This window comes from Pseudomonas chaetocerotis, assembly GCF_015712105.2.
GTDB classification, from domain to species: Bacteria; Pseudomonadota; Gammaproteobacteria; order Pseudomonadales; family Pseudomonadaceae; genus Aquipseudomonas; species Aquipseudomonas chaetocerotis.
In genome coordinates this window covers 259,823-277,037 of record NZ_JACFYX020000007.1, presented here as the reverse complement: position 1 = coordinate 277,037, position 17,215 = coordinate 259,823, and the positions used below count along the sequence as shown (strand labels likewise).

Below are 17,215 nucleotides of genomic sequence, written 5' to 3'. Positions count from 1 at the left end.
AGTTCGGGAAAGCGCGGCCTGTACAGATGACAGGCGTTGCAAGAGGCAAGCCCATGGTCATGCGCATCTCATCCATTCAGGCGTTCAATAACGGCGTTTCCGGCCTGGGGCGCAACTATTCGAATCTGATTCGCACTCAGGAGCAGATCAGCAGTGGCAACCGCATCCTCACCCCAGCGGATGATCCGGTGGCCTCGGTGCGCCTGTTGCAACTCGAGCAGCAACAGGCGGTGCTCAAGCAGTACAGCGACAACCTGACTGCCGCGAATAACAGCCTGACTCAGGAAGAGACCACGCTGAACTCGGTCAATACCGTGCTGCAGCGTGTGCGTGAGCTGGCGGTGCGGGCCGGTGGCGGTTCGCTGTCGGCGGAGGACCGAAACTCCATCGCCAAGGAACTCTCCGAGCGTGAGGCCGAGCTGCTCAACCTGATGAACAGCCGCAACGCCCGGGGGGAGTACCTGTTTGCGGGGAATCTGGGCAAGACCGAACCCTTCGTGCGCAACCCGGACGGCACCTATTCCTACTTCGGTGACGAAGGGCAGCGGACGCTGCAGGTCGCCAGTTCCACCAATGTGGCGATCAACGACAACGGCAAGCGCTTGTTCGAAGCCGTCACCAACGCCAACCGCGTCGCCAATGGCAATGGAGTCAATAATCCGGCGCTGCCGTCGCCGCCCTTGCCGGCGACCACCATTCCCGCAGTACCTGCCGCTGATCAACGGGTCTTCATTTCGCCGGGGCTGGTCGAGGACAACCGCGCGTTCAACTCCGATTTCCGCGGCGGCGAACCCTATTCGCTGGCCTTCGTCAGCGGTACTGAATTCCGCATCTACGACGCCAGCGGTGCCGATGTCACTTCCGAGATCCCTGGAGGCGGCAAGGTCGATCCGCTGGTTAACGGTGGCAACGTCATCAACTTCCGCGGTATGCGTTTTCAGCTCGATGTAGTGCTGAAAGACGGTGATAACGCCCTCGACCTGGATAATCTCCTGGCCGACACCGGGACACCTGGTGCGCCAGGAATAGGTACCCACAGTTTCACTCTGCAGTCGGCGTCCACCGAGTTCGCGGTGACTCGTGCCTCCACCAACGGTTCGGCCGCCGTAGTGGCGGGAGGCAACATCGTCAACCAGGCGGTATTCGACAGCCAGTTCCCGACTTCGGGCGTGGTGCTGCGCTTTACCGATGACAGCAATTACGAGGTGTATGCTCAGCCGGTAGGCCCCAACAGCCCTGTGCTGACGACCGGAACCGTCACAGGCCCTTATCCGGCCAACTTCACCGTCTATGGCGCCGAGTTCACCCTTTCCGGCCCAGCTGCCGTTGCGGGTGGCGACGAATTTGGCGTTCAGCCGCAATTCCAGGAGCAGCGCAGCATCCTCAACACCATCTCCCGCTTGCGCCAGGCCCTGGAGTCATCACCGACCTCTCCGGCGGGGAACCTGGCCGTGCGCGATGAAGTGGCCATCGCCCTGAAGAATCTCGACAATGGTATGGGCAACGTGCTGGAAGTACAGACCGAAATCGGCGCGCGCCTCAACCTGATCGAAACCACCGGTATCGACAATGAGGACGTGACGCTGGTGAACAAATCGGTACAGGCCGAGCTGCGTGAACTCGATTACGCCGAGGCGTTGTCGCGCCTGTCGTTCCAGACCATCATTCTCGAAGCGGCGCAGCAGAGCTATGTGAAGATCTCGGGGCTGAATCTGTTCAATCAGCTGCGTTGAATTTGCTTCCTCTCTTTTCTTCCAGGGTCAGCCATTCATGAGCGTGGTGCTTGCGGGGGCGCTGCAGTGCGTCTCAGTCGTGGTAGTCACCGCTCGTGGTCCGGCACGCTAGCTCTTGTCGCTTGGATATATGACGCCCCCGATTGGACTGGCCCGGTTGTTGCTAAACCTGTATATCGGACAACAAAATGTCGACCAATTGACGAATTGATCGGGTTCCGCGCACGGGAGTAGCTATGAAGGCGGTCATTCTTGCCGGTGGGTTGGGCACACGCATCAGTGAAGAGTCACATCTCAGACCCAAGCCGATGATCGAAGTCGGCGGCAAGCCAATACTCTGGCATATCATGAAGCAGTATTCGGCTCACGGTATCCAGGACTTCGTGATCTGTCTGGGCTACAAGGGTTATGCGATCAAGGATTTCTTCGCCAACTACTTTCTGCATACCTCTGATGTCACCTTTGATATGCGCAACAACCAGATGGATGTGCATCAGAACTTCAGCGAGCCGTGGCGTGTGACACTGGTTGATACTGGCGAAGACACGATGACCGGCGGGCGTTTGCGCAGGGTCGAACGGTTCCTCAAGGAGGACGAAGCTTTCTGTTTCACTTATGGTGATGGCGTTTCCGACCTTGATATTGCTGCTCTGGTTTCCTTTCACAAAGAGCACGGCAAGCTGGCCACTGTCACTGCCGTACAGCCGCCTGGCCGTTATGGCGCTCTGGACCGGAAGGAGGGGCTGGTAACTGGTTTCGTCGAGAAGCCGCGTGGTGATGGTGGCTGGATCAACGGCGGTTTCTTCGTCTTGTCGCCCAAGGTACTGCCTTATATCGCTGCGGACGACACGGCTTGGGAAGCTGAACCGCTGAGCAGTCTTGCTGCCGAGGGCCAGCTCATGGCATTCGAACATAGGGGCTTCTGGCACCCTATGGATACCCTGCGCGACAAGAATTATCTGGAACAGCTGTGGCAGAGCGGAGAAGCACCTTGGAAGCAGTGGAGCTGAATCCAGAGTTTTGGCGCGGCAAGCGCGTCCTGATTACTGGCCATACCGGCTTCAAGGGCGGCTGGTTGGCGCTGTGGCTGCATAGCTGGGGCTCCCGGGTTACCGGCTTCGCCCTCGACCCCTCGACTGATCCAAGCCTGTTCGAACTGGCGCGAGTGAGTGAGGGCATTGATAGCCGCATCGGTGATCTGCGCGATCTGCCGAGCCTGTCGGCGGTGGTGGCCGAGGTGAGGCCGGAAATCGTCTTGCATCTAGCGGCGCAACCACTGGTGCGTGAGGGGTACGACGACCCGTTGGGCACATACTCCAGCAACGTGATGGGCACTCTGCACCTGCTGGAGGCCATTCGCCAGACGGGCGGGGTAAAAGCTTGCGTGGCGGTCACTACCGACAAAGTCTATGCCAACAAAGAATGGGCCTGGCCCTACCGCGAAAATGAGGCGCTTGGTGGCCACGATCCTTACAGCAGTAGCAAGGCGTGCTGCGAATTGCTGGCGCAGTCTTTTACAGCGTCATATTTTCCGGCCCCCCGGTATGCCGAGCACGGCTTCGCTCTGGCGACCGCGCGAGCTGGCAATGTGCTGGGTGGCGGTGATTTTTCTGCCGGCCGCTTGGTGCCGGACGTGCTGGCCGCCTGGACCCGCAGTGAGCCCGTGACCCTGCGTCATCCGCAGGCCGTGCGTCCCTGGCAACATGCCCTGGAGCCGCTTGCCGGATATCTGCTGCTGGCACAAGGTCTTCATGAACAGGGTGTGTCCTTGTCCGGCCCCTGGAACTTCGGTCCCGCCGATAGTGACGCCTATAACGTTGGCGATGTGGTGCAACGCCTGGCGGAGCGCTGGCCGCAGGCTCCCGGTGTCAGGATCGAACTCGGCGAACTGCACGAGGCGGGGCTGTTGCGTCTGGACAGCAGTCGTGCGCGGCAGTTGCTCGGCTGGCAGTCGCGTTGGTCCCTGAACGATTGCCTGCAGCGGACTCTCGATTGGCATCTGGCCTGGCAACGTGGTGAAGACATGCGCGCGGTGACCCTGGCGCAGTTGGCCAACTATTGGGAGCAGGCATGAGTGAGCTGCAGTTGATCGAGCTGCCGTTGCCCGGCCTGTTTGCCCTGCAGCACCGCGAGCATCAGGACGAGCGCGGACGTTTCGCCCGCTTGTATTGCGAAGGGAGTCTGCAGGCGTTCGGTCAGCCCTTCCATGTGCGTCAGATCAATCAGTCTCTGACCCGCGAGCGCGGTACGGTGCGCGGCCTGCACTTCCAGTACCCACCGCATGCCGAGTGCAAGCTGATCAGCTGTCTGCGTGGCCAGGTGTGGGACGTGGCGGTGGACGTTCGTCAGGGCTCGCCGACCTTCCTGCAATGGCATGCCGAGCGACTGGAGGCCGGTGATGGCCGCAGCCTTTTGCTGCCGCCGGGGTTCGCTCATGGTTTCCAGGCACTCACAGATGATGTCGAGCTACTTTATCTGCATAGTGCCGACTACGAACCTGGTCATGAAGGTGGGCTATCCGTCAGCGACCCGCGTCTGCGTGTGGAATGGCCGTTGCCGTTGAGAAACGTATCGGTCCGTGATGCCTCCCACCCCGTTCTGGATGAGCATTTTCAGGGAGTGCGCCTGTGAATTGCCGTGGTTGCGGTATGCCGGTACACCTGACGATGATCGATCTGGGGACTGCGCCGCCTTCGAACGCTTACATCAGTGCTGCACAGCTTGATCAATCGGAGCAGTGGGTGCCTCTGCGAGTCCGGGTATGCGAATCCTGCTGGCTGGTGCAGGTTGAGGACTACCGTGCGGCCGATAGCCTATTCGATGCGGACTACGCCTACTTCAGCTCCTTTTCCAGCAGTTGGCTCGCCCACGCCGAACGCTATGTAGTCAGCATGATCGAGCGCTTCGGCCTGACTGCCGGGAGCAAGGTAGTGGAAGTTGCGGCGAACGACGGCTACCTGCTGCAGTATTTCGCCGGCCACGGGATTCCCTGCCTGGGTATAGAGCCTACGGCAAGTACAGCATGTGCCGCTCGCAAGAAAGGGCTCGAGATTCGCGAGCTTTTCTTCGGTCAGATGGTCGCAGGCCAACTGGCGGATGAGGGCTGGAGTGCCGACCTGATGGTGGCCAACAATGTGCTGGCTCATGTGCCCGATATAAACGACTTTCTCAGGGGCTTCGCTGCGCTGCTCAAGCCCAATGGCGTCGCTACTTTCGAGTTTCCCCATCTACTGCGATTGATGACCGAGCATCAGTTCGACACGCTCTATCACGAGCATTACTCCTACCTGTCACTGATAGCAGTGCAGGCGCTCTGTGCGCGTAACGGTCTGACTGTTTTCTGCGTCGAGGAGTTGTCGACTCACGGAGGCTCGCTGCGAGTGTTTGTGCAGCGTGCCAAGGGAGGACACCCGGTTGATCCTGCCGTCGATGCGATGCTGGCGCGAGAAGAACGATCTGGTTTGAGAACCGCCGATTACTACGCGACTCTTTCACCTGCTGCCGAGCGCATCAAGCATGAGCTGCTGCGCTTTCTGCTCCAGGCCAAGGCCGACGGCAAAAAAGTTGTAGGTTACGGGGCTGCGGCCAAGGGGAACACGCTTCTCAATTACGCTGGTGTACGCAGTGATCTACTGGCGTGGGTGGCTGATGCAAATCCGCACAAGCAGGGCAAGTTTCTACCTGGCAGTCGCATACCCATCCTTGCTCCTGCGCAAATCGCCGAGCAGAAGCCGGATTATGTGCTGCTGTTACCCTGGAACCTGAGTGATGAACTGGCCACTGAATTGGCTTATGTCCAAAGTTGGGGTGGGCGTCTCCTGGTTGCAGTACCGGTTATTCGTTTTTTGCCAAGCGCTAGTTCCAGTGGGAGAACTCAATGAGCAATGAAAAATTCGAGATCGAGCAGGTTGCGCCAGCGCTGCGAGCCATTGGCAGCAACGATGCGGCGCGCGAGAAATTCCTGGTGCTGTGCAAGGCGATTGAAAAAGACATAACGGACTATCCGGGTAGCGTTCGTGATGACATCACGGGACCCCTCGTAGATGCCTTGCATGATGAAAGTCAGGTTGTGCGCAAGGTGCTGGCAGATGGTGCTGTCTTTGATTTTCTCTACCGAACCAAGATCGCTCGTGATTTTGTCCTCAGTTCGCCGGTCAACCCAGACCACGTCTGGGAGCCACAAACCACCAGACTGTTGGTTCATTTTGCTTCACGCTGCCAGGATGTACTGGTGGGCGGTGCTTATTTCGGGGATCAGGCTGTGCTCATGGCCCGAGCCATGCGCGACAGCGGCGGACACTGCCATGCTTTTGAGCCAAACAAGGCGCAACTAGAGATGCTGCGCCACAATGCCCGGCTCAATGGCTTGCAGAACATTCACGCATGGGAGCTGGGCTTGTGGTCCGACAGCAGCGAGCAGCTGCGCCTGGTCGGTAACGACTCTTTTGCCCACGCCGAGCCCGCTGGCAGCGACAGTGAGGATAGCTTCGCCACCATTACCGTGGACGAATACTGCACTCGACAGAACATCAAGCGGCTCGGTCTGATCATGCTGGATATCGAAGGGGCGGAGAGCAGAGTGCTGGAGGGCGCGGTTGAGCAGCTTGCTCGTCCCGCCGGTGAAGCGCCTGACATCGTTTTCGAAGTACACAGGCACTATGTCGATTGGTCCGCCGGGCTCGAGAATGCGCCAATTTCACGCTTGCTTGCCGGACACGGATATCGCCTGTTTGCGGTACGTGATTTCAACTCCAACGTGGATATGTCCGGAAGGCCGATTGAGCTGATTGCCGTCGACAAGGTTTATTTGGAGGGACCACCGCACGGTTTCAACATGCTGGCTATCAAGGACCCCAGGACCCTCGAGGGGCTGGATGTCGCGTATTGCGAAGGGGTCAGCCCGAAGCTGTTATGGCACCGAGATCCGGCTTTGCACCATCCGCTGAATTGATGGGGACAGCGCATGCTTTTCACTGTTCTGGGGGGACATGGTTTCGTCGGTTCGCATCTTCTGGCCAGGCTGAGCGACCAAGGCCACAGGGTTCATGCGCCTGCTCGTGAAGATCAGAGCTGGTTGGATGAGGACCTGGGGCATGTTTTCTACTGCGTAGGTCTGACCAACGATTTTTATGATCGCCCCTTCGATACCGTGGAGGCACACAGTGCGTTGCTGGCCAGGGTTTTGCGCGCCGGTCGCTTCGAGCGTCTGGTCTATTTGTCTTCCACGCGGCTGTACGATGCGTTACCCGACGACTGTGTAAACGAGTCCACCGTGTTGCAGCTTGATACAGCAAACCCGAGAAGCCTCTATGACCTGTCGAAATCGCTGGGTGAGAACCTCTGCCTGAATCACTCCGGTGACCGAGCATGTGTTGCCAGGCTTTCCTGTGTCTACAGCGACACACTCAGGGAGGGAGGGTTTCTCGCGCAGGTTTTGCCGCGGGCATTGAGTGGCGAAACATTTACGCTCGACAGCTCTGCCGCTTACGCCCGCGACTATGTGCATATCGACGATGTGACTGCATTGTTGCAGGACATGCTGGTCGGAGCGGGCAATGGTATTTACAACGTATGCGCCGGTGGTAATACCAGCAATGAGCAATTGATGATGGAGCTGAGGAGAATTACGGGTGCACGAGTGACATGCAGTCGCACGGACACTCAGCACATGCCCCGGGTTTCCAATGGAAAAGCTAGCCAGGCATTCGGCTTTCGGCCGCGACAACTACTCGACCATTTGCCAGCAATGCTGGAACGACTGAAAGGGTCGAATCATGGAGCTTAAGGGGACGAGTCGCGAGGCGCTGCTGGACTACCTGTGCCGGCAACTGGATACGTTTTTCCCGGATGGTGTGAGTTGCAGAGGCGAAATAGAGCGCTGCCTGAATGAAGGCCTGGCGCGCGTCGGCCACTGTATCGATGGCGTGAAGATGTGGGAAAAAGGTCGCTTCGATTATCTGCACTCCACACAATACACCCTCTTTCTATACTACCTGGCCAATACACTCTGGCGGGCAGGCGGCGATCCGCGCGTCTGTGCCAAGCTCTTCTATCTCAACAAGACATTGAATGGTATTGATCTGTTCTATGAAATCGAGATGCCCAAGGTGTTCTTCATTGGTCACTCGGTAGGCATCGTTCTGGCCAAAGCGACCTATGGCGAGTTCCTGGTGCTGTATCAGAACTCGACCGTCGGTAAAAACCATGGGGTGGCCCCTGTACTGGGCGAAGGTGTAATCCTGTATCCAAACAGTGCGGTGATCGGGCGTTCTCGCCTGGGTGACCGCAGCTTCGTTTCGCAAGGAGTCACTGTCCTCAACACCGATACGCCAGGCGCCTGCTGTGTTTATCAGGGACCAGGCGGGACTGTGGTAACCAAGCCGCCCAAGCATGACATCCTCGCGGACTTCTTCCGGCTATGACGTGCATGCTGGTGCAAGAACGTCTTCACGTACTGCAGTGAGCGATGTGCACACGAATAAACGAGCCTCCAGGTTCTGCGCATGAAGGCGCTGTTGTGCCAACTGCTTGCAGGTCGAAGGGCAAAAGAGATTTACATCGATGAAGAATGATTTGACGTTGTTGCTGTGCACCCATGGCCGTCCGGATTTTGTCCGGCGCTCACTCAGGTACTACGAGGCACTGGGGGCGAATGTCATTGTTTTGGATTCATCGAGCGATGCGATAGATGGAGGTTGCTCCGCCAATCCGGATATTCTCTACATCCATTGCCCCGAATACGGATATCAGGGATTTCGTGAGAAGCTCGAGCGAGGCGTTTCACTCGTCGATACGCCCTATATGGTTTTTGTGGCTGACGATGATTTCGTATTGCACGATGCCCTCGCTGACTCGATTGAATTCCTCCAGGCCAACTCGGACTATGGGATCTGCCACGGCTACTGCCTCATGTACCTACCTGAGAAGGATAAGGTTCATTATTTTCTGCGCGACAAGAAGGTTGTTGAGGATTTCTCAAGTGAATCCCTTGACGAGCGAATTGGTACCTTCATGTCGAACTACATTCCGCCCTGGTATGCCGTTCTGCGTACAGACATCGTCAAGGATTGGTACTCGAAGATGCCCCGTGATACGGGGATGGAGTTTCAGGAGTTTGGTCACGCGTTCTACTTTCTGGCTCGCGCCAAGGCGCGGATATTGGAAAGACCCTACGTTATTCGAGAAGTAAATTATCCTGTCTCGGACCATGGCACAGATTTGTTGGTGGCGTTATCTCATGAGTCACCAGTACTGAGCTTGGAACGTCAAAAATTCCACAGCTTCATATGTACATTGCTCGGGGAGATGGGCTTCTCTCATAGCCAGGCCAGTGAGCTTTTCATGACAGCGTGCGAGCGCTTGGCCACATGTCTCAATACTCAGCACTCCCTGACCGTTCAGGAAATATTCCACTCCGAATGGCCTGCATTCTCCGGGCGCCCGTTGTGGCGATTCGAGCCCCAGCAGTTTGTGGAGTTGCCTTTCTACAACCGGCCGTTCTTTGATGTGCTGGAGGCGGTGGATCTTTTGATTCGCGTTGAGCCGGTGGGGAAGCTGCAGGTCAGCCAGTTAAAGCATGTGCTGGCCGTGCAAGACGGCCTTGTGGCGAAAGCATGCTCGCTTGAGGTTCTTGATGATGGCTTCCGAGCAAGTCTACGTAGGGCATTCGAACAGTACCCTTTCCATCGCGAACTGACTCGACTGCTCGCCCAGCAGACCGACTCTGATGAACTGACACGATGGAGCGAGCTGTTGACGGCTGCAGGGAGGGTAGACCTGCCCGGATCGAGGCGATCCAGCTCCGGCATGGGGCCGGGGCCTGCTCGAGGAAAAGGAACGGAAGTCATCGAGCAATGGCTTGCTCAGCGGGCTTTCACGCCGAGTCAGGTGCAGTTGATAAATGAGCGTTTTAACAAGTACAGAACCCCAGCATTCACGTTCTACGTATTTGATCCGGGCGAAGATGCCGATGGCCTGGCGAATACCCTCGGCAGTTTGAGCCGTGCAGTCTTTACCCAGTTGGTACCCAGGATTGTCGTTCTGAGCGCTGCAGGAGCGCCTGTCCAGCATGATGTGCTCGGGGTGCAGTTCTTCGACACAGCCGGCCGCAATGCCATCGAGCTTCTCAACGAACTGGTCCAGGCCGATACCTGTGATTGGCTGATGTTGCTCCGCGCTGGAGAAACCCTTACCGACAGCGGCCTGCCCATGGCTGCACTGGAGTTGAGTGTCGCGCCCGCAGATTGCCTTGCGGTGTATGGCGATGAGATCCAGCGATTGTCGGATGGCACGCTGGGTGCCTGCTTCAGGCCAGACTTCAATCTGGACATGCTTCTCAGTTTTCCAGCGCTAATGGCGCGTCACTGGTTCTTTCGGCGCGACGCTCTGATTGCTGCGGGCGGTTTTGATCCGATGTTCGATCAGGCCGTGGAGTTCGACTTGCTGCTGCGGTTGATCGAGCAGGGCGGCATGGCCGGTCTTGGTCATATCGATGAGGCCCTGGTCGTGGCCGAGGCGCCCAGGCTGCAGGACAATGAGTGCGAACGCGCCACCCTGTTGCGTCACTTGGCATTGCGTGGCTACCAGGCTTCGCTGAAACCCCATATGCCGGGGCGCTACCGCATCGATTACGGTCACTCGGCGCAGCCATTGGTGTCGATCATCATCCCCACCAAGGATCAGTTGCCGATTCTGCAGCGCTGCGTGGAAAGCCTGTTGGAGAAAACGCGCTACCCGAACTATGAGGTTCTGATAGTCGACAACGACAGCCAGACGTCCGAGGCGCAGGCCTGGCTGGCTGGTGTGGAAAGCTGGGGCGAGTCGTTGGTGCGGGTCTTGCGCTACCCGTATCCGTTCAATTATTCGGCCATCAACAATATGGCGGCCCAGGCCGCGCGCGGCGAGTACCTGGTGCTGCTCAACAACGATACGGCCATCCTGCGTGAGGATTGGCTCGATGCCATGCTCAATCACGCGCAGCGTCCGGAAGTCGGTGTGGTCGGTGCCAAGCTGCTCTATCCGGATGGCCGCATCCAGCATGCCGGAGTTGTTCTTGGCCTGCGTGGACCTGCAGATCACCCCTTCATTGGCGAGGCCATGGATGCGCCGGGATATATGCAACGGCTGCAGGTTGATCAGAACTACAGCGCAGTGACGGCAGCCTGCCTGATGATCCGCAAGTCCCTCTACGAAGAAGTGGGCGGGCTCGATGAGCAAGCCTTCAAGGTGTCCTATAACGACGTCGATCTTTGCCTGAAGACGCGTGAGGCCGGCTACCTCACGGTATGGACGCCGCACGCCGTCGTGATGCACGAGGGCAGCGTCAGCCAGACCAGGGTCGATCCGGCCGCTCAGGAGGCCAAGCGCAAGCGCTTCGTTGCCGAGCAGGATGCCATGTATGCCAAATGGTTGCCGTTGATCGCCGCCGATCCTGCCTACAACCGCAACCTTTCATTGAGCGGAGCCGGATTTGCTCTGGAAGCCGACGCGCAGCTGACCTGGCGTCCGCTGGATAGCTGGCGTCCACTGCCCGTCGTGCTTGCTCACCCGGCTGACCCCTGGGGGTGCGGCAACTACAGGGTCGTCAAGCCATTCGAGGCGATGCGCGATGCGGGTCTGATCGACGGTATGCTTTCCGATGGGCTCCTGCAGGTGGCTGATCTTGCGCGTTACGACCCTGATGTACTGGTGCTTCAGCGCCAGCTGGGAGACGAGCGTCTGGAAGCCATGCGCAGGATCAAGACGCTGTCACGAGCGTTCAAGGTCTACGAGCTGGATGATTACCTGCCGAATCTGCCGATGAAGAGCCTGCACCGAGAGCATATGCCCAGAGATGTGCTGAAATCGCTGCGTAAAGGTCTGGGGTTCGTTGACCGTTTCGTGGTGTCCACCGAGGCATTGGCTGATGCCTTCTCGGGCTTGCACGCCGATATCCGGGTGATCGAAAACCGATTGCCGCGCGAGTGGTGGCAGAACCTGACCACTCAGCGTCGACGTGGGCGCAAGCCTCGTGTCGGTTGGGCAGGGGGGGTCAGTCATACGGGGGATCTGGAGCTGATCGCCGATGTGGTCAAGGAGTTGGCCGGTGAGGTCGAGTGGGTATTCATGGGGATGTGCCCGGATCGCATCCGCCCCTACGTGCAGGAAGTGCATGCAGGCGTAGATATCAACGCCTACCCGGCAGCCTTGGCAAGCCTGGACCTGGACCTGGCTCTGGCGCCTGTGGAGCAGAACCTGTTCAACGAGTGCAAGAGTAACCTGCGCCTTCTGGAATATGGCGCCTGTGGTTTCCCTGTGGTGTGTAGCGATCTGCGTTGCTACGAGGGCGAGCTGCCTGTGACGCGAGTGAAAAATCGCTTCAAGGATTGGGTCGATGCCATCCGCATGCATGTCAACGACCTTGATGCGTCCGCTCGCCAGGGCGATGCGTTGAAGGCTGCAGTCATGCGCGACTGGATGCTTGAGGGCGCGAATCTCGAGCTCTGGCGCCGTGCCTGGTTGCCGGATTGAAGTGAAATGCCGACGGGCAATGGCCAATTGCCCGTCGGAATCCCGCCAAAACCTCTGCCTCAGGCGGTTGCATTTCGCTAACCAATTGACGGTAAAGCAGAAAAAAAATCCGCAAAAAAGCTTAAATTGCCACTAAAGCTCCAGGCTCGAGGGCCGATACAAGGATCGAATGCGAACTCTATGGGCGTCTGAGCATGCAGGCCCGAGCTCGCAAGCTCAGACAAACGGTTCTAAGGTCATCTGGAGGCAATACCATGGCCCTTACAGTCAACACTAACGTTGCGTCCCTCAACACTCAACGTAACCTGAACAGCTCGTCCAAAGGTCTGGATACTTCCCTCCAGCGCCTGTCCACCGGCTTCCGCATCAACAGCGCCAAAGACGACGCTGCTGGTCTGCAAATCTCCAACCGCCTGACCAGCCAGATCAATGGCCTGGGTGTGGCTACCCGTAACGCCAACGACGGTATCTCCCTGGCGCAGACCGCTGAAGGTGCCTTGCAGCAGTCCACCGGCATTCTGCAGCGTATGCGTGACCTGGCCCTGCAGGCTGCCAACGGCTCCAACGGCGCCACCGAACGTGCCGCCCTGCAAGGCGAAGTGTCTCAGCTGCAACAGGAGCTGAACCGTATTTCCGATACCACCAGCTTCGGCGGTCGTAAAATCCTCGACGGCAGCTTTGGTTCGCAAAGCTTCCAGGTCGGCGCCAACGCTTACGAGACCATCAGCGTTTCCATCGGCTCGGCAGCCACTGACCGTATCGGCATCAACCGTGTCACCACTTCGGGTGCCGCCGGTTCTGCGATTGCCAGTGGTGCAGCGTTCAGCGCCACCTCCGGTAGTGCGTACACCTCCACTGGCTTCAGCATCACTTCCAAGCTTTCCGACGGTGCAGAGGCTATTGCCCTGACCGCCAGCGGCTCTGCCAGTGAAGTGGCCAAGGCCATCAATGCCAAGAGCGATACCACCGGCGTTACCGCCAATGCCCGTACCGTTGCAACTCTGGGTGGCTTCGCCACCAGCGGTACCATCTCGTTCTCGCTCTACGGTGCCAATAGCAAGACCGTTGAAACCGACAAGTCCACCGTTTCTGCAGTAGTGAGCGACGTGACAGACCTGCAGGCTCTGGCCGACGCGATCAACAAGGAAACCGGCAAGACGGGCATCTCGGCAGTATCCAAGGGTTCGACCATCGAACTGGTCAACGATCGTGGCGATGCAATCATGATCACCGAGTCTTCTCAGGCTGCCGAACTGACCGCACGGGACTTCAAGGGTGAGAACGATATCGGTACAGCAGCTACTATCGCTGCAGGCGGTGGTGCCCGAGTCGATGGCCAGGTGCAGCTCGAAGCGGCTGATGCCTTCCAGGTAACGGGTATGACTGGCGGCCTTGGTGCAGACACCTTCAGTGCGCTGAACTCGGTCAAGGAAATCGACATCAGCACCGCTACCGGCGCTCAGGACGCTCTGGGTATCATCAACGGTGCGATCTCCAACATTGACAGCCAGCGTGCTCAGCTCGGTGCCGTGCAGAACCGCTTCGAGAACACCATCTCGAACCTGCAGAACATCGGTGAGAACTCCTCGGCCGCTCGTAGCCGGATTCAGGATACTGACTTCGCTGCCGAAACCTCGCAGCTGACCAAGAATCAGATCCTGCAGCAGGCCGGTACTGCGATCCTGGCTCAGGCCAACCAGCTGCCGCAGGCCGTACTCAGCCTGCTGGGCTAAGCTCGAAGGCGCTAGACTACGGGGGGAAGGGCCTGGCTCTTCTCCCCGTTACCTCATTCTGAGGAGTAATTTATGGACGTCAGCTCAATTAAGCCCCAGGTCAATTCTACGGTTGTCCGCGAGGGTGGCGTCTCCAACGTCGCTGAGTCGCGGCAGAAGCAAGGTTTCTCGGATATCGCGGCGGTTTCGACTGCTGAAGAGCAGGCTGTTGCGCGCGCGGTCACTCCCGCTCAGGAGGTGAGCCGTGAGCAGGTCGAAGATGCTGTAGCGACCATTCAAGAGTTCGTGCAGTCGGTTCGTCGCAGCATCAACTTTGCAGTCGATGACGGCTCTGGACGTGTGGTTGTGAAGGTAACGGATGCCGGGTCGGGCGATGTGATCCGACAGATTCCGTCGGAGGAAGCGTTGAAGTTGGCAGAAAATCTGTCAGAGGTACGCAGCCTTTTGTTTCAGGCCGAGGCATAATCGTCTTGGCATGATTTTTGACTGATACTCTTAAAGCGACAGGGTGCAGTCGGATTTTTGACGAGGTGCAAGATCATGGCAGGTATTACGGGAATCGGTTCGGGTCTCAACATCAACGAGATCGTCACTGCGTTGGTCAATGCCGAGAAAGCGCCGAAGACCAACCAGCTCGACAATCTCGAGAAGCAGACCACTACCCGTATCTCTGCGATCGGCACGCTTACTGGGGCGATGAACTCCTTCAAGACGGCCCTCGATGCGCTTAACAAGCCTTCCTTGTTCGAGTCGCGCACTGCCAGTACGTCCAATAGCAGTGTGCTCAAAGCCACTGCCACTGCTACAGCGCCTGCCGGCACTTATAGTGTCCAGGTCCAGCAGCTAGCTGCCAGCAGCAAGGTTGCCCTGCAGTCTGTCTCGGGTGTGGGTAACGCCCCGGCTACTTTCAACAGCGGTACGCTGGAAATTTCCGCTGGCAATACCAGTATCAGTGTCGATGTCACCGCGGCCAACAATACGCTTGCCGGTATGCGTGACGCGATAAACGAAGTCGGGAAAAACAGCGGTATAAGTGCCACTATCATTACCGATGATTCCGGTTCCCGCTTGGTGCTGAGCTCGACCAAGACTGGCGAAGGCAATGACATCCAGGTAGCGGTTACCGAAGATGGTGAAACGACCGGCGGCAATGCCCTGACGACTCAAGCGTTCACGCCTGTCGCAGACCCTGGCAACGCTGGTGCTTTCCTAAAGCCCAGCTCGGACACTGGGGCGGGCGGTGTAATCAGCCAGGCCAAGTCGGCCAAGCTCACCATCGACGGTCTCCAACTGGTGCGTGATAGCAACAAGATCGAGGACGCGCTCGAAGGCGTTACGCTTGATCTCGTCGCGGCGCAGAGTGCTACCGACCTGACCGATGGCAAGACCATCAATCTCACCGTTGGTGTCGACAAGTCGAGCGTAAAGAGCAATTTGCAGAAGTTCGTCGACGCCTACAACGCCTTGATCACTTCCTCGGCGCAGCTCACGGCGGTCGTCGAAGTGGAAGGTTCCAAGCCCGTAGCAGGCCCTCTGGTAGGCGATTCCACGGTGCGCAGCATCTTGGCGGGCCTGCGCAATGAGATCGTCAGCATGACCGGTGGCGGGGACGCCGGTGTGCGTGCCCTGGCCGACTTGGGTATCACCACCGACAAGGACGGCAAGTTGTCTCTCGATGACGACACGCTGACCAAGGCGCTCGACACCAATTTCGATCAGGTGGGGGCTTACCTCACTGGCAGTGACGGCCTGATGGGGCGTCTGTCTGGTTTCGTATCCAACTATGTGGCGACCGATGGTGTATTGAAGCAGCGTGACAGTGCCTTGCGCGATACCTTGAAGAGCGTTGACTCTCAGCGCGAAAGCCTGAACAAGCGTGTCGAAAGCCTGCAAACCCGTCTTTATGCCCAGTACAACGCCATGGATTCCCTGGTAGGGCAGCTCACCCGCACCAGTGAAAGTCTGAGTGGCATGCTCGCCAATCTTCCTGGTTTCGTGAAAAAGGAATAAGCAATGGGCAAGAACCCTATCGACGCCTACAAGCAGGTCAAGACCAGCCAGGATGTTTCACCCTATCGCACGGTACAGTTGTTACTCGAAGGCGCATTGCAGCGGGTGATGCTCGCCAAACAGGCTCAGGCCGAAGGTGATACCGAAATCCGCGGGATGGCAGTAGGCAGTACCATTACCATTCTGGGTGTGCTGCAGGCGGCTCTGGACAAGGAACTGGGCGGTGAAATCGCCGAGAACCTGGATGCTCTCTACGACTATATGACTCGTCGCTTGGCGGGTGTCGCTCTGGACGATACGCCGCGCACCCTGGAGGAAGTTCAGGCGCTGCTGGGTGATATCAAAAGTGCCTGGGATGCCATTGGTCCAGAGGTCGAGCCTGCGCCTGCAGGCTGACTGATCGTTTCTTTTTCGGTTTGGCTGGGCCGTTTCAGCGACAAAAGCGTTAAAGCTTTGAGTCGCAGGGCCGATACCTGAAGTATCAGCCCATCGGTAGAGCGAGAGCGACTATGAACGCAATGGCGGCCCTCAAGCAGTATCAGACCGTCAACAACCAAGCGCAGGCCGCAGAGGCCAGCCCTCATCGACTGATCCAGATGTTGATGGAGGGTGGTCTGTCTCGTATCGCTCAGGCACGTGGTGCCATGGAGCGCGGACAGACAGCGCTGAAAGGTGAATTGATCGGCAAGAGTATTGCCATCGTCGCGGGACTGCGCGAGAGTCTCGACCACCAGCAAGGTGGCGAGCTGGCCGGTAATCTCGATAGCCTGTACGAATACATGATTGCCCGTTTGACCGAAGCCAATGTGAGCAACGAGCCGGAGCTTCTCGAAGAAGTTTCAGGGCTGCTGCGTAACGTCAAACAGGGTTGGGATGCCATCGCTCAGTAGCGAGCGAGCATCGGAGGAGAAGCGAATGAGTTCATCCGTCCAGCGTTTGCAAGCGACCGGTTCGGCCCTGCGCGATGCTCTGGCCAAACAGGACTGGGCCGCGATTGGCGAGCTCGATCTGCAATGCCGCATGGTAGTCGATGCGGCCATGGTCGATAGTCATGACGAAGAAGAACTGCGCAGTGGCCTGGAAAATCTGCTGTCACTGTATCGTGAGTTGGTGACCGTTTGTCAGACCGAGCAGCAGCGTCTGGCTGGCGAATTGGTGCAGCTCAATCAATCCCGCCAGGGAGCCAAGGTTTATCAACTTTTCGGCTGATAACCTGATGTTTACCGAGTT

The 17,215-nt window shown here is 58.0% G+C and carries 15 protein-coding genes; all 15 read left to right on the top strand.

The genetic code is table 11. The features are described from left to right. Positions 1-53 precede the first annotated feature (53 nt). The 15 genes from H3221_RS14765 (at position 54) to fliT (ending at position 17,194) form a co-directional block, all read left to right on the top strand. On the top strand, positions 54-1,733 hold the full coding sequence (locus H3221_RS14765; protein WP_224490610.1) for a flagellar hook-associated protein 3: 1,680 nt from the start codon (positions 54-56) through the stop codon (positions 1,731-1,733). Positions 1,734-1,969: 236 nt separating this feature from the next. Then, on the top strand, positions 1,970-2,743 hold the full coding sequence (gene rfbF, locus H3221_RS14760; RefSeq protein WP_196476414.1) for a glucose-1-phosphate cytidylyltransferase: 774 nt from the start codon (positions 1,970-1,972) through the stop codon (positions 2,741-2,743). Continuing rightward, entirely contained in the window at positions 2,734-3,807 is a 1,074-nt protein-coding gene (rfbG, locus tag H3221_RS14755) for a CDP-glucose 4,6-dehydratase (RefSeq protein ID WP_397428056.1), read from the top strand. The genes rfbF and rfbG overlap by 10 nt, the downstream gene beginning before the upstream one ends. Then, a complete protein-coding gene (locus H3221_RS14750) occupies positions 3,804-4,364 on the top strand; it encodes a dTDP-4-dehydrorhamnose 3,5-epimerase family protein (RefSeq protein ID WP_196476412.1) in 561 nt (186 codons plus the stop codon). Before rfbG ends, H3221_RS14750 begins: the two co-directional genes overlap by 4 nt. Further along, positions 4,361-5,614, top strand: a complete 1,254-nt coding sequence (locus H3221_RS14745; RefSeq protein ID WP_196476411.1) for a methyltransferase domain-containing protein — start codon at positions 4,361-4,363, stop codon at positions 5,612-5,614. The genes H3221_RS14750 and H3221_RS14745 overlap by 4 nt, the downstream gene beginning before the upstream one ends. Next, positions 5,611-6,684, top strand: a complete 1,074-nt coding sequence (locus H3221_RS14740; RefSeq protein ID WP_196476410.1) for an FkbM family methyltransferase — start codon at positions 5,611-5,613, stop codon at positions 6,682-6,684. Before H3221_RS14745 ends, H3221_RS14740 begins: the two co-directional genes overlap by 4 nt. A gap of 12 nt (positions 6,685-6,696) precedes the next feature. Further along, a complete protein-coding gene (locus tag H3221_RS14735; protein WP_196476409.1) occupies positions 6,697-7,518 on the top strand; it encodes an NAD-dependent epimerase/dehydratase family protein in 822 nt (273 codons plus the stop codon). Then, positions 7,508-8,155, top strand: coding sequence for an LbetaH domain-containing protein (locus H3221_RS14730; RefSeq protein WP_196476408.1), 648 nt, complete (start codon positions 7,508-7,510; stop codon positions 8,153-8,155). Before H3221_RS14735 ends, H3221_RS14730 begins: the two co-directional genes overlap by 11 nt. Positions 8,156-8,294: 139 nt before the next feature. Further along, entirely contained in the window at positions 8,295-12,242 is a 3,948-nt protein-coding gene (locus H3221_RS14725; protein WP_224490608.1) for a TIGR00180 family glycosyltransferase, read from the top strand. A gap of 254 nt (positions 12,243-12,496) precedes the next feature. Next, entirely contained in the window at positions 12,497-13,975 is a 1,479-nt protein-coding gene (locus H3221_RS14720; protein WP_196476407.1) for a flagellin, read from the top strand. A 72-nt stretch (positions 13,976-14,047) separates the two neighbouring features. Then, positions 14,048-14,440: a flagellar protein FlaG gene (locus H3221_RS14715; RefSeq protein WP_196476406.1), complete on the top strand. Its 393-nt coding sequence runs from the start codon at positions 14,048-14,050 to the stop codon at positions 14,438-14,440. A gap of 75 nt (positions 14,441-14,515) precedes the next feature. Next, positions 14,516-15,985, top strand: a complete 1,470-nt coding sequence (fliD, locus tag H3221_RS14710; RefSeq protein WP_196476405.1) for a flagellar filament capping protein FliD — start codon at positions 14,516-14,518, stop codon at positions 15,983-15,985. Between the two features lie 3 nt (positions 15,986-15,988). Continuing rightward, on the top strand, positions 15,989-16,381 hold the full coding sequence (gene fliS / locus H3221_RS14705) for a flagellar export chaperone FliS (protein WP_196476404.1): 393 nt from the start codon (positions 15,989-15,991) through the stop codon (positions 16,379-16,381). A gap of 113 nt (positions 16,382-16,494) precedes the next feature. Next, complete coding sequence (gene fliS / locus H3221_RS14700; RefSeq protein WP_196476403.1) at positions 16,495-16,875, top strand: flagellar export chaperone FliS; 381 nt, start codon at positions 16,495-16,497, stop codon at positions 16,873-16,875. A gap of 25 nt (positions 16,876-16,900) precedes the next feature. After that, entirely contained in the window at positions 16,901-17,194 is a 294-nt protein-coding gene (fliT, locus tag H3221_RS14695; RefSeq protein WP_010302606.1) for a flagellar protein FliT, read from the top strand. The last annotated feature ends 21 nt before the right edge of the window (positions 17,195-17,215 follow it).

Excerpts from the sequence above, each read along its gene's own strand:
- H3221_RS14765 (WP_224490610.1), top strand. The coding sequence starts at position 54 with ATGGTCATGCGCATCTCATCCATTCAGGCGTTCAATAACGGCGTTTCC.
- rfbF (WP_196476414.1), top strand. The coding sequence starts at position 1,970 with ATGAAGGCGGTCATTCTTGCCGGTGGGTTGGGCACACGCATCAGTGAA.
- H3221_RS14750 (WP_196476412.1), top strand. The coding sequence starts at position 3,804 with ATGAGTGAGCTGCAGTTGATCGAGCTGCCGTTGCCCGGCCTGTTTGCC.
- H3221_RS14740 (WP_196476410.1), top strand. The coding sequence starts at position 5,611 with ATGAGCAATGAAAAATTCGAGATCGAGCAGGTTGCGCCAGCGCTGCGA.
- H3221_RS14735 (WP_196476409.1), top strand. The coding sequence starts at position 6,697 with ATGCTTTTCACTGTTCTGGGGGGACATGGTTTCGTCGGTTCGCATCTT.
- H3221_RS14730 (WP_196476408.1), top strand. The coding sequence starts at position 7,508 with ATGGAGCTTAAGGGGACGAGTCGCGAGGCGCTGCTGGACTACCTGTGC.
- H3221_RS14725 (WP_224490608.1), top strand. The coding sequence starts at position 8,295 with ATGAAGAATGATTTGACGTTGTTGCTGTGCACCCATGGCCGTCCGGAT.
- H3221_RS14720 (WP_196476407.1), top strand. The coding sequence starts at position 12,497 with ATGGCCCTTACAGTCAACACTAACGTTGCGTCCCTCAACACTCAACGT.
- H3221_RS14715 (WP_196476406.1), top strand. The coding sequence starts at position 14,048 with ATGGACGTCAGCTCAATTAAGCCCCAGGTCAATTCTACGGTTGTCCGC.
- fliD (WP_196476405.1), top strand. The coding sequence starts at position 14,516 with ATGGCAGGTATTACGGGAATCGGTTCGGGTCTCAACATCAACGAGATC.
- fliS (WP_196476404.1), top strand. The coding sequence starts at position 15,989 with ATGGGCAAGAACCCTATCGACGCCTACAAGCAGGTCAAGACCAGCCAG.
- fliS (WP_196476403.1), top strand. The coding sequence starts at position 16,495 with ATGAACGCAATGGCGGCCCTCAAGCAGTATCAGACCGTCAACAACCAA.
- fliT (WP_010302606.1), top strand. The coding sequence starts at position 16,901 with ATGAGTTCATCCGTCCAGCGTTTGCAAGCGACCGGTTCGGCCCTGCGC.